General features: G+C 51.0%; 10 protein-coding genes and 1 tRNA gene. 9 read left to right on the top strand and 2 right to left on the bottom strand.

Annotated features, from left to right (window positions below; genetic code table 11):
* Positions 1–2: 2 nt before the first annotated feature.
* The 3 genes from soxX (at position 3) to PY990_RS11110 (ending at position 2,889) form a co-directional block, all read left to right on the top strand.
* Positions 3–644, top strand: coding sequence for a sulfur oxidation c-type cytochrome SoxX (soxX, locus tag PY990_RS11120; RefSeq protein ID WP_275271654.1), 642 nt, complete (start codon positions 3–5; stop codon positions 642–644).
* A 68-nt stretch (positions 645–712) separates the two neighbouring features.
* Positions 713–2,440, top strand: a complete 1,728-nt coding sequence (soxB, locus tag PY990_RS11115; protein WP_275271653.1) for a thiosulfohydrolase SoxB — start codon at positions 713–715, stop codon at positions 2,438–2,440.
* Positions 2,441–2,445: 5 nt separating this feature from the next.
* Positions 2,446–2,889: a thioredoxin family protein gene (locus tag PY990_RS11110; RefSeq protein ID WP_275271652.1), complete on the top strand. Its 444-nt coding sequence runs from the start codon at positions 2,446–2,448 to the stop codon at positions 2,887–2,889.
* 13 nt (positions 2,890–2,902) lie between these two features.
* Here PY990_RS11110 and PY990_RS11105 read toward each other — a convergent pair whose 3' ends face one another.
* The gene (locus tag PY990_RS11105; RefSeq protein ID WP_275271651.1) at positions 2,903–4,300 is read right to left on the bottom strand and encodes a response regulator; all 1,398 of its coding nucleotides are present in this window, start codon (positions 4,298–4,300) and stop codon (positions 2,903–2,905) included.
* Positions 4,301–4,559: 259 nt separating this feature from the next.
* On the opposite strand from PY990_RS11105, the gene PY990_RS11100 reads away from it, so the two are divergent.
* The 3 genes from PY990_RS11100 (at position 4,560) to PY990_RS11090 (ending at position 9,549) form a co-directional block, all read left to right on the top strand.
* On the top strand, positions 4,560–5,588 hold the full coding sequence (locus PY990_RS11100) for a hypothetical protein (protein ID WP_275271650.1): 1,029 nt from the start codon (positions 4,560–4,562) through the stop codon (positions 5,586–5,588).
* An 80-nt stretch (positions 5,589–5,668) separates the two neighbouring features.
* Positions 5,669–6,709: a putative solute-binding protein gene (locus tag PY990_RS11095; RefSeq protein WP_275271649.1), complete on the top strand. Its 1,041-nt coding sequence runs from the start codon at positions 5,669–5,671 to the stop codon at positions 6,707–6,709.
* 131 nt (positions 6,710–6,840) lie between these two features.
* Complete coding sequence (locus PY990_RS11090) at positions 6,841–9,549, top strand: TRAP transporter large permease subunit (RefSeq protein ID WP_275271648.1); 2,709 nt, start codon at positions 6,841–6,843, stop codon at positions 9,547–9,549.
* A gap of 57 nt (positions 9,550–9,606) precedes the next feature.
* Here PY990_RS11090 and PY990_RS11085 read toward each other — a convergent pair.
* Positions 9,607–9,681 (bottom strand) — tRNA-Arg (locus tag PY990_RS11085).
* A 220-nt stretch (positions 9,682–9,901) separates the two neighbouring features.
* On the opposite strand from PY990_RS11085, the gene PY990_RS11080 reads away from it, so the two are divergent.
* From PY990_RS11080 to PY990_RS11070, 3 genes are all read left to right on the top strand, one after another.
* Positions 9,902–10,507 carry an RNA polymerase sigma factor gene (locus PY990_RS11080; RefSeq protein WP_275271647.1) on the top strand — a complete coding sequence of 202 codons (606 nt, stop codon included), beginning with the start codon at positions 9,902–9,904 and terminating at the stop codon, positions 10,505–10,507.
* Between the two features lie 79 nt (positions 10,508–10,586).
* On the top strand, positions 10,587–11,918 hold the full coding sequence (locus PY990_RS11075) for a sigma 54-interacting transcriptional regulator (protein ID WP_275271646.1): 1,332 nt from the start codon (positions 10,587–10,589) through the stop codon (positions 11,916–11,918).
* Positions 11,919–12,220: 302 nt separating this feature from the next.
* On the top strand, positions 12,221–12,529 hold the full coding sequence (locus tag PY990_RS11070) for a hypothetical protein (RefSeq protein WP_275271645.1): 309 nt from the start codon (positions 12,221–12,223) through the stop codon (positions 12,527–12,529).
* Positions 12,530–12,532: the final 3 nt, after the last annotated feature.

Raw genomic sequence — 12,532 nt, 5'->3', positions numbered from 1 at the left:
ACATGCTTCGCACAATTAAATACTCAACTGGCCTGTTGCTGGCCGCTATGTTGGCTGCCTGCGCAAACACAGACAGCCAATCTGTGGTGGCAGAGCCGAGCAATGAAGAGATCCACCAGCTCATGTTGTCCTCGTTCAAGGAGAAGGGCATCGCCAAACTTGAACGCGTGAACCAAACCGAGCTGCAGAAGGCTTGTTCATTGGCTGAGACAGCACCTGGCGGTTTGCCCGATGTCAAACGCACCGAGTTGCAAAATGCAGCTTTGGCTGCGGTGAAGTATCCAGCCGATGGCAAGTACCTGGGCGACTGGAAGGCGGGAGAAAAAATTGCTCAAACCGGTGTGGGTTTCCAGTTTTCGGACAAGGAAGACACTGCTGCCGGCGGCAACTGTTACGCCTGTCATCAATTGGCACCGCAAGAATTGTCGTACGGCAACATTGGCCCCTCCTTGTACCAGTACGGCAAACTGCGTGGCAATTCTGAAGAAATCATGAAGTACACCTGGGCGAAAATCTGGAACTCGCATGCCTACAATGCATGTTCTAACATGCCACGTTTTGGGGCCGAGGGCATTTTGACTGAAGCCCAATTGAAAGATGTGATGGCCCTGTTGATGGCATCAGACTCGCCGGTCAACAAGTAACACAAACGTTCTGATCACCTGTGCCTGAACAGGCGCAGGTGTTTACTTTCTGAAAAGCGAACTATCCAATGCAGATGAATCGACGCGAATTCATGGGCATGTTGGCGGCTGCCTCCGCTGCTGGCATGACGATCAACTCACCCCATGTGCTGGCTGGTGGTCATGGTGAAAAACTGTACGACCTGAAACCTTTTGGCAATGCCAGCTTGCTTCACATGACCGATTGCCATGCTCAGTTGGTGCCAATTTATTTTCGAGAGCCCAATGTGAATTTGGGTGTGGCTGCCGCATTTGGAAAAGCACCGCATTTGGTGGGCGAGTCTTTGCTGAAAGCCTTTAACATCCAACCCGGTTCAGCACAGGCACATGCATTCACCTATTTGAATTTTGAGGAAGCGGCCAGGCATTACGGCAAAGTAGGCGGGTTCGCACACTTGTCTACCTTGGTCAAAATGATGAAGGCCAGCAGGCCAGGTGCATTGCTGCTCGATGGCGGCGACACCTGGCAAGGCTCGGCCACCAGCTTGTGGACCAATGCGCAAGACATGGTCGACGCTGCAAAAATGTTGGGCGTGGATGTGATGACTTTGCACTGGGAATGCACCTACGGTTCAGATCGAATACTTGAAGTGGCTGAAAAGGATTTCAAAGGCAAAATCGACATTATTGCGCAGAACATCAAAACCGCCGATTTTGGCGATCCCGTGTTTCCCAGCCATGTGATGAAAACAATTAACGGTTGCAATGTTGCAATCATTGGCCAGGCGTTTCCTTATAGCCCAATTGCCAATCCGCGTTACTTTGTGAAAGATTGGTCTTATGGCATCCAGGAAGAAAGCATGCAGGAGGTGGTTAACGAAGTACGTGCAAAAGGCGCACAGGCGGTGGTTCTGCTCTCGCACAACGGCATGGACGTTGACCTGAAAATGGCGAGCAGAGTGACCGGTATTGATTTCATTCTGGGCGGCCATACTCATGATGGTGTGCCCAATGCAATTCCGGTAAAAAATTCGTCGGGTACCACCTACGTGACCAACGCGGGCAGCAACAGCAAGTTTTTGGGTGTGCTCGACATGGATATTCAAGGTGGCAAGTTGCGGGATTTCAAATACCGTTTATTGCCCGTGTTTTCGAATATGTTGCCAGCCGATCCCGACATGGATGCCTTTGTGCGCAATGTGCGCAAACCCTACATTGAAAAGCTGAGCGAGCCCTTGGCCGTGAGTGAGGGTTTGCTTTACCGCCGTGGCAACTTCAATGGCAGTTGGGATCAATTGATTATTGATGCCTTGATGGAGGTGAAAGACGCTGAAATTGCGTTTTCTCCTGGTTTCCGTTGGGGTACTTCCTTGCTGCCGGGTCAAACAATCACGCGCGAACACCTGATGGATCAAACCGCAATCACCTACCCCAACACCACATTGGCCGACCTGAAAGGCGAGTTCATTAAAACCGTGCTGGAGGATGTGTGTGACAACCTGTTCAACCCCGACCCTTACTACCAGCAAGGGGGTGACATGGTGCGAGTTGGGGGCTTGACCTACACGTGTAATCCGAACGGCAATGCAGGCAATCGAATTTCAGACATGCGTTTGAACGGCAAACCCATTGAAGCTTCAAAAACCTACAAAGTGGCCGGTTGGGCCCCTGTGGCTGAGGAAGCCCGCAACAACGGCGAACCGCCAATTTGGGACGTAGTAGAAACGTACCTGAAAGACCAGAAAACAGTGGCCACCAAAGTGCCTTACACACCCAAACTGATCGGAATGAACGACAACCCAGGGTTTGTGGTCTAAATTGCATGAAAGCAATTTGGCTGTTTGTGTTGTTTGCCTGGTTTTCACCCGCGTTCAGCGCGGGTGGAGAGGCACTTTCTTTTCCATCGAATCTTCAGCACGGGCAAGCACCCGCCGTGGTTATTTTGTTTTCTTTGCCCAATTGTGCTTATTGCGAAAAAGTCAGACAACAATCGCTTCGCCACATTCACTCCGATTTTGGTTACAAGGGTAGGGTGGCAGTTTACGAAATTGATTTCTCCGACAACAAACGCAGTTTCACCTGGTTTGACGGCAACAGGTATACCGGCAAATCTCTGGCTGGCCCGTTAAATGTGAAGTTTTCACCCACAGTCATGGTGTTCAGTGCCAAAGGTACTGAGGCTGGAAAGCCCTTGTTGGGCGCCGGTTTGCCAGAGTTTTATGGCGCTTATCTGGATGAATTGATCAAGTCGGCCTGGGCCTTGTAGTTGGCCGTTTTTTTCAGTCGCTGGCGGTGCCTTGCTTGCTTTTGAAATCCGAAATCGCTGCACGAATTCTGTCCAGCATGGCCTTGGAGGGTTTGTGCTTGGTAATTTGGCTGGCCAACTCATATCCTCTGGTGTCCATGTTTACAGCAAAACAAAGCTCCAGAAGGCTGGTCAATGTTTCGGGTTCAAGCGTGGGCAGTACATCTGAATTACTCTCGAAAAAAGCTGCCAGTTTGTCAGTGGCCTTTACCCCTCGTCCATCGGCGATATCTTTTTGTATGGCCATCATGGCGCGTGCCAGCTCAAGCTCGGCGGAGTTCACGGTGCTGCGCATTTTTGCAGTCAATTTCTCAGCCTCTTCATGTCGACCTTCTTTGACATAAATTTTCGACAGTTGAAGGTAGTCGTGAATTTGCGAAAGTGAGGTGTTTCGAGATCGGTCGATTACTTTCGTCAGGTAGTTCTTTGATCGTGTATTGTCGCCAATCCGAACGGCCAGGTCAGCCAGCTTGCGCAAGCGTGTTGTCGATGACAGTGATTTCGCACCCATTTTCTCAAGAATGTCCAATGCATCGGCAGGGCGGTTTTGTTCCCAAAGTACATCGGCAAACAGGTCACTTGCGGCCAGGTATTCCGGGTTTGTTTTCACCACTTCACTGAGCAGTTCATTGGCCTCTTCAAACTGTTTTTTCTCAAGGTTTACCCTGGCCAGCAACAACTGCATCCAGGGCTTGGGGGCTTTCTCAAGCTTGGCGAGCAATTCCAGCTCGGTTTTTTCATACTGTGCAGACCTATAGAACGACTCAACACGCATACGCTCAAGTTCATTCATGTACTGGGGAAACCGGGATTCCAGATCTTCGCAAATGCCCGGTACTTCCTGAAAGCGTTCCTCGAACATTGAACGGTAGGCTTCAGCCAGGCGGATCTTCCGGTTGAATATTCGAACCACACGGTCCGACAGCGTCGATGCCGTGAAAGGTTTGATCAGGTAATCGTCAGGCTCAAACTCGGCCACTGCAACAACATTGCCGTAACTTCGCTCACCAGTCACCATCATGAACGCGGTGGACCAGGCCAGTTTTTTGTTCACCCGCAAGTCTTCCAGCAATTGTTGGCCGTTGCGGTCACCCTCAAGTTGATATTCGCAAACAATCAGCGCGAATTCTCGAGAACTCAAGAGTTGTTCAACTTCAGAAACCGAGCTGGCGAAAATAACTGACTTGGCACCCAATTGTGAAAGTTGATCCTGAAGCGCACGGCGAGTGGCCAGCGCTGAATCCACCACCAGCGCGGTTTTGCCCTTTAGCGGCGTCATGTCCTTCACGGCCTGCTTCATCTGCTCAGGTTTGCCTGCATTGTCCTTTGCAGCGGTGTCGGGGTTGTCTGCCGGTAGGTCAATCTGCATCATGAATTTCGAGATCGCAACATGGAGATACTTTATTCTCCGCGCTTTTTAACAATTTATTGCCTTCAATTGCGGGGTGTTTTGGCATCTTTCTTTGAATTTGCCGGGTTAAATAGAATGACGCTTCTATTAACAACTGTTTACTTTCCCTTGGATGGGTGAATATTTCATGGTTTAATAACGTGCGCAAATCTTGTTACTCAAAGGTCAAATCTAAATATTGACTAGACAAGGTATAAAAGAAAAATCAACGGAGACATCAATGATCAAAGCTGGCGTATGGCGTGTATTGGCCATTTCGGGAGTGGTTGCATTTGCGGCAGGTTGCGCAAGCATTGAGCGGGGTGCCACAAACCTCGCGATTAACCTGATTGAACGCCGAATTATTCCTCCTCAGCTTGAAATCGACGATGTTGACATGGCCTGTCGTTTTGCCACAGGTAACTTTCCGTTAATCTCCGGTGGTACCCGCGCGTTTGGTGGTGACCCCCAACTGCTTGAATCCCTGCTGCTGGTTTCCTCTGCCGCCTGTTCCGAACAGCGTGCCGTCGAGGCCGAACTGCGCTATTTGCGTGCTTCTAAACAGAACAACATCGAAGAAGCTCAAGACGCACGAATCGCCCAGAAACGTTTGCTCGAAATTACAGCTCGTCGCCAGCTGCGCGCTTTTGAGGCCATGCGCAACAAGCTTCAGGACAAATACAATTTCGAATACGGTGAGGGTTGCCCCGAGTTTGAGCGTGATTTCGATGAACTGGCCTACCTGCTAGGCACTGTGGCTGGCTTGCAAGCCGTGGTAAACGACATTGCTTCCCAGCAAATGGTCGGTGTACCCACAGACATTGCACCAAAATCCGAACGTGCGCTCACTTGCATTTCAAACGCCAAGTGGTGGGGTGCTCCCAACGCAGCACGCGCTGTTGTGTGGAGTATTTTGCCGGGTGCGTCTGAAGGAAAAGACGTATGGGGTACTTTCCGCCTGTCCATGCTGATTGGCGAGCGTCAGGGTGTTCGCCTTTCTCACGTCATGTACGGTTTGTCCTCGCTGGCGGTGGGCGACACCACCCGTTTCCGCGACTCGACCAAGCGTTTTGCCGATGTCAAAGATTTCAAACCAAGCGAACAATACGCATTGGTTGAAGGGATTTCCGTTGCTGTGATGACCAACCTTTCCGACCGTTACTGGACAGAAAATGTTGGTACTCGCACCCCAGTGGGCAGCATGGGAAAATATTGGGATGAAGAAGCTGCGATGCCTGAAGGCATGAACGTAGACGATTTGTTGAAATAAGTTTTTGCTCACAGCAAGCTTTGGCTATTCTCTAGCAAGTTGGTCCAAAGCGCAGAAACACAATTTTGGGAGACCAGACAATGACATTTAAAATGAAAGCAATCACAGCAGGCTTTGGCTTGGCTTTGATGGCGTCCGCATCACCGGCTTTGGCCAAACAAAAAGTGTGCGTGTTCGACATTCTTGGCGCGGGCGGCGATGTGTTCAACCTGAGCAAGGACTACGTTCTCGCCGCCAAGGGTTTTGGTGCTGACCTGGAGCTTGAGGCGTTCACCGATGAAAAAATCGCCTCGGAAAACTTCAAGACCGGCCAGTGTGACATGTTGGTGGCCACCTCTTTCCGTACCCGTGCCTATAATTCAGTCGCCGGTTCTATCGATGCTCTGGGTGCTGCTTCCGTGGTGAAAGACGGCAAAGTCGACATGCCTTTGAGCTATGAAGTGGTCAAGCGCACCATTCAGTTGTTCGCAGGCGAGAAAGCAGATGCCCTGATGACACAAGGTAACTACCAAGTGGCGGGTATTTTTCCGTTTGGCGCTGCTTACCTGTATGTGAAAAGCCGCGACATCAACTCAGTTGAAAAACTGGCTGGCAAGAAAATTGCCTCGTTTGATTACGACTCAGCCCAAAAGGAAATGATTTCAAAAGTGGGCGCCTCACCGGTGTCGGCTGACATTTCCAACTTTGGTGCCAAGTTCAATAACGGCTCTGTTGACATTATTGCCGCGCCTGCTGCTGCCTACAAACCTTTGGAACTCTACAAGGGCCTGGGTAACGCCGGGGCTATTGTCCGTTTCCCGGTTGCCGTTCTTACTTACCAGCTTATTGTTAACAAGAGCAAGTTCCCCGAAGGCTTCGCACAAAAATCCCGTGACTATTGGTCCAAGAAATTCCCGGCCGGCATGCAAATTATCACCAATGCTGAAAAGGGCATTCCCAATGGTGCATGGATGGATATTCCTGCCGCTGACTCTGTGAAATACACCATCTTGTTGCGCGAATCCCGTATCAGTCTCGCCAAGAGCGGATCTTACGACCCCAAGGCTTTGAATATCATGAAGCAGATTCGTTGTGGTGTGAACCGTGCCGACTCTGAGTGTTCTACAAAAACTGAGCTGTAACAGAATTTGGCGGGGCTTATTCCCGCCAGTTTGCCTTTGCAGTAAAGGGGCTTGCCGTTGCCCCTTTTTTATTATCTTAAATAGCTAATTAGATCAGTCAATCATTCGATTGACGCTGATAAGGATCCGTTATGCAGAGTTCCGCCGGCAAAAAATGGTTCGGTCGCACGCCATCCGAATGGCTGTCCAGCCTCCCGATTTTTTCACTGTTGTTACTTACCCTGATTATTGGTACCGGCGAAATGGTGCATGGCCAGCTCTTGCGGCTAGGTGAGCGCATGTTTGGCGATCCCGAAAACCAGGTTCAGTACTTCCTGTTGCGTGCCGATCCTTCAGCACCCACTTGTGAAGCCAACCCTGATATTGATGCACTGGTAGCCAAACAGCTTGCTGATTCACAAGGTGCGCCCAAATCTGATCTCGATTTGTTGTTTGGTGATGTTGCGATTGATCCAAACGAAATTCGGGCCTCGCTTGAAGCAGCCCGTGACCAATGTCGCGAGCGCTTTGCCGTGTACGAACGGGTCAGCAAGGCGATTACGCCTGAAGTGGAAGTGTTCCGCGAAATTGAAACCGGCTTTTTCGGTATCTTCAAATTTGGTACGGAAAACCGCCCATTGATTTTGTTGATCATGGTCGCAATTGCCGCCATTTCAACCACCAAGCATTTCCACCACATCAACCTGCGTCCACCCCGCACGAAGAAAGATTTCCAGGTTTATTCGCTGGCCATGCTGGGCGCAAACCTTTTGATGACAATTTCAACTGCCTATTACCTCAAGCTTCAATATGACTCGGGTGTACCAGTTGAGAATCCTGTCATCAGCATCATTTCGATCACTCTCTTCGCCGCTTTATCGTATATCAGCTTGAAGGATGTGTTGAAGATTCCGGCGCATGCTGAAGAAGGTGGCAGTTACGGCATGGGTATTCTGAGTATCCCGCTGTATGCCTTCATGGCCTTGAATGCGGGTATCAACTTTTTCATGGACGACTATGTCGCCGGTTTGGCAATTTACTTTGGTCAAATCACCGAGTTGTCGAGCATTTTCCTGAATTTGGCTTTGTACCTGTGGGCAGGTATGTTGCTCAAGCAAACCCGCGTGGTTTCACTGTTCATGGACATTTTGCGTCCGTGGAAACTACCGCCAGAAGTCTTCACCTACATTGTATTGCTGGCCGCTGCTGTGCCCACAGCCTACACTGGTGCTTCTGGTGTATTTGTGATTGCAGCAGGCGCGATTGTTTACAAAGAAGTGCTTGCGGTAGGCGCGCGTCGCCATTTTGCTTTGGCCGCCACAGCCATGTCAGGCTCGTTGGGTGTGGTGCTTCGCCCTTGTTTGCTCATCGTGGTTATTGCAGCATTGAACAAAGAGGTCACTACCAGCGAGTTGTACGGCTGGGGCTTGTTCGTGTTCATCCTGACCTCCACTGTGTTCATGATTATTGCGCTGCTGAAAGCGGAAGGACGTGTGACCGAACGCGCAAAAGCGAAAGAGGCCTTGCCACAATCGCTTCGCGCTTTGGTGCCAGTATCGCCTTACATCTTGATCATGTTGTTGGTGGTTTACGGCTATGAGTACCTGCTGGACACCAAGCTGGACGAATTTACCGCACCAGTGATGTTGCCTGTGATCATGTTGTTCGTGATTATTTTCGACAAGCTGCGTGGTGGTCCAACCAAAGTGGGTGGCGATACACAGGCAGACAAGAAAAAGAACGAAGGCCTTGAAATGGCGGTGCGTAGCGCCACCACAGAAACAATTGGTCACATTGGCGCGCTGATCATGTTGATGGCCTTGTCCATTAGCGTGGGCGGCATGATCGAACGCTCAGGCATCATGGAGGTTGTGCCTGCCGAAATGGGCAGTGTCTGGATGGCGCTGACTATCTTCATGCTCCTGATGATTTTCATCGGCATGGTCATGGATCCGTTTGGTGCGGTTATTCTCGTGTCGGCCACGGTGGCACCAATTGCATACAGCAACGGTATTCACCCGGTCCACTTCTGGATGATCGTGATCACCGCGTTCGAATTGGGTTACCTCTCGCCGCCTGTGGCACTGAACCAGTTGCTTGCAAGGCAGGTGGTGGGTGAAGCGGAAATGGACAAGGCTGCCGAGGACACCAAAGGCAAGGCTTTCTACTATCGCTACGAGCGTTGGTTATTGCCGGTCTACACCTTGATGGTCGGTTTGCTGATCGTAACTTACGGTGGTCAGGCATTGATCAACAATGCCGATAACTTGAAGCCAGTCAGCCACTTCTTGGGCCTTGATCAGTTGCGTCCAGCGGTGCTTGATCAGCAGCCAGCACCAGCCACTGAGGCTGCGCCCTCAGCTGAGCCAGCGGCTGCAGATCCAGCCGCAGATGCTGCGCTTGACCCCGCCGCACCTGCTGCCGATGATTTGCTGGGCGGGGAGTTACCAGCTGCGGCTGGCGATACCCCGGCATTGGCACCCGCAGCACCTGTCGCAGCGCCGGCAGGCCCAAGCCCTGCACAGCTTCAGGTTGAGGTAACCGAAGTGGTGAGCAACTGGGCAGCAGCCTGGAGTGCACGCGATGTGGAGGGCTACCTCAGCTTCTACTCGGCCAACTTCGAGTTGCCTGGTGCGCAAAGCCGGGCACAATGGGAAAGCCAGCGCCGCGCCCGAATCGCAAGCAAGTCAAGTATTGAGGTCGATATCAGCAACCTGAATGTTCAAATCAATGGCGAAGAAGCCACTGCCGAGTTTGACCAGGCCTACAAAGCCGACAAGTACTCGGACAATGTTCGCAAAACATTGCGTTTGAAGAAAGAAGACGGTCGCTGGAAAATTGTGACCGAGCAAGCCAGCTGAGCAAGCCAGTGTGTGAATGAAAAAGCCCCTGACAAGTTCAGGGGCTTTTTTTATGCCTGGTCTCGCGGACAGGAATCGAACCTGTATCTAAGCCTTAGGAGGGCCTCGTACTTTCCATTGTACTACCGCGAGATGAGCGCATTTTACACCGCAACTGGACTCAGCCTGTACGCAAGCCCGTGCTGATTTAGAGATTTTGCTTCGCCCAGCCCTGCAAATTTAGAAAAAATCCAACACCAGTTGGGAGTTAATCAATAAATACGCCATGAAATCAACCGTTTGAAATTTGCATGGTCCTGGCATGCACACTGCACAACGCTTGTTACCACACACAAGCAAACAGAGGCAGGTCATGGAACACACCGCAAACGTTCAGCAGTTCGAAATCACCGTTTCAGGTATTGACGAAAACACACCAACACCGCTGACAGCTGCACAACTTTGCACGCTTGAGGCCTTGTTGAAGTCGCAGCAATCGCGTTTAACCCACTTTGTGCGCAAACACCTGCGCCGTGAGGATTATGTGGATGACCTTATTCAGCAAACCCACCTGGCTGCATTTCGCAACTGGGCGAGTTTTCGTGGAGAGTCCAAACCAGAAACCTGGTTGTTTGGCATTGCACTGAATCTGGTGAAAAACTTTCGCTACCGCGATACCAGTTTTCGCTTTCAAGCCGATGATTTTGATGAGCAAGTCAGCCTGATTCCTGCCGATTCCATGTGCGAGCCTGAAGAATCCCTGATGCGCCAGGAGCGCATGGAAACCCTGAAGTCCGCAATTGATCACCTTCCTGGCAAAATGCAAACAGTGGTTCAGCTGGTGTTGCTTGAGGGGTTTACCTATCAGGATGCTGCACTTGAACTGGACTTGCCCATTGGTACAGTTCGCTCCCGTTTGTCACGCGCACGGGACATGTTGCGGGTGGAGGTGATGGGGCAGTCAGAATCACAACATTGACTAATCCCAAGGGGTGATCCAATGCTGGCACGCAGCCCTCACAATGAACTTTATTCATTTCATTGTGCCGTGACTGCAAATGACCGAGTTAACCCTTTGCATTGAATCCCCTGAACTCAAAAGCAGGTTGCGTGCCGCAGCCTTGTTGATGCAGGCCAGTGTTCACGAACTGTCACTGATCGACTTGCTGGGCAAACGCAGTTTGCCGGCGCACTGGTTGCTGGTTGATCAGGGCCTGGAGCAGCTTGGGGATTTAATTGAGCACTTTAAAGCCCAAGGTAGAAAGCCTGAAACACAGATCATTCGTTTTATCGAGAAACCCTGGCAAGAGTACGTTTACCATGACATTCCCATTTTTGCCTCAATTGTGCACCCAGCCAATCCTTTGGCTGCAGTTCATGTACTTGAAAAGCTGATACGAACCAAACCGTTTCGTTCTGGTAAAAAGCCATTGCCCAATAGCAACCTGGGGCCCTACAGTGATGAGTTTGTCCGTTCGCAACCTATGCGCCATGCGGTATCCCAACTGCAGCGCTTAAAACAGCTACCCATCGACACCGTGTTGCTTGGGCCTACGGGTGCTGGCAAAGATACCGCTGCGCGTTGGCTGCACGCGCACTCTGGCGTGAAAGGCGAGTTTGTGCATGTCAATTGCGCTGCCTTGCCAGAGCAGCTTTTTGAAGCCGAAGTATTTGGGGTGATGGCAGGTGCTTTCACCGGGGCGCAAAAAGACAGGCCAGGAAAATTGGAGCTTGCGCACAATGGCACCCTGTACCTGGATGAAATAGACAGCCTGCCTCTGTCGTGTCAAGCCAAGTTACTGAATGCCCTGCAATATCGCGGCGCAATTCGGCTGGGTGGGCATGTGTTCTACAACTCGGCTTTTCGGGTCATCGCTTCGACAAAAACCAAACTTGAAACCTTGGTGGAACAGAACAGATTTCGGGAAGACCTTCACTTCAGGCTCAGTGTGTCGCAGGTTCGAATTCCTGCCTTGGCAGAGCGGCTCGAAGACATCATTCCCCTGTACCGGCATTTCTTGAACGATGTGGCCACGCAGTTCAAGCTGGAAGTTCCCAAGCTGGAACTTGAAGACACGGACGAGTTGTTGAGCCGACCATGGCCTGGCAATGTGCGCGAGTTACACGCATTTGCACAACGGCATGTGATGGGGCTGGGCGAACCGTGCACGGTGCCTGGCAGCGAAGCACCTGCTGGTTTGAAGCAGCGTTTGCTGGCTTTCGAAAAAGCTGTTTTGATCCAAACACTGCATGCACACCGCGGGTGCGCGCGGCTGGCCAGTGAAAGCCTTGGTATTCCTTTACATTCCTTGTACTACCGCATGAAACGTTTCGATTTGCTTGAGCAAATCGGGAACCATTCCGATGACAAGGCCACTCAATTGTCATGAAACGACGTTTATTGGCCTTGTGCCTGTAATCATAACCAATGATCAATTCAAACACTCCGCCAATACAGTCTGGGTCCTCGCAAGCAAGCAGTGCAGCCAACCCCACTGGCTCTGCTGCGCGCACCACCTTCAAAGCGATTCTTTCTGAGCTCAAAGCTCGCCCTATAAAACCTCTTGCTTTGCAGCGCTTTTCAAGCCTGTCTACGCCCCGTACTCTCGCGCAACAAATTCACAGCGACACCGCTGGTGTTGTTTAGGCATTCTTGAATTCCATGTTGCAAAGCCCTCCCGAAAATTGGTTTTTGATTAACGAGCAACTCGCTGAGGGTTTGGGGCATGCTGAATTGTCGCAGTCGTGGTCTTGTCCCTCCGAGTTTCAGGCCACCCTGGTTTTAAACAGCTATGAAAGTAACTGTCTACGAGACTGGTTGTCGCAGCGCTGGCTTGCAAAGTCTCTAGAGCAAACCTGTATTTTCGAGCTCGAATATTCCAAGTTGCTTGTTTCTAAGTTGATGTCGGCCAACAATGTGTTGGATGCACAAGAGAAATTCGAGTTGTGGCTTCAAGCTGTTTTAAACGACCGGGCCAAGGCTGCACAAAGCCGAGACTGATTG

The sequence above is a fragment of the Limnobacter olei genome (genome assembly GCF_029087225.1).
GTDB classification, from domain to species: domain Bacteria; phylum Pseudomonadota; class Gammaproteobacteria; order Burkholderiales; family Burkholderiaceae_B; genus Limnobacter; species Limnobacter olei.
The sequence above is the reverse complement of the archived record's forward strand: the minus strand, read 5'-3'. Positions and strand labels throughout refer to the sequence as shown.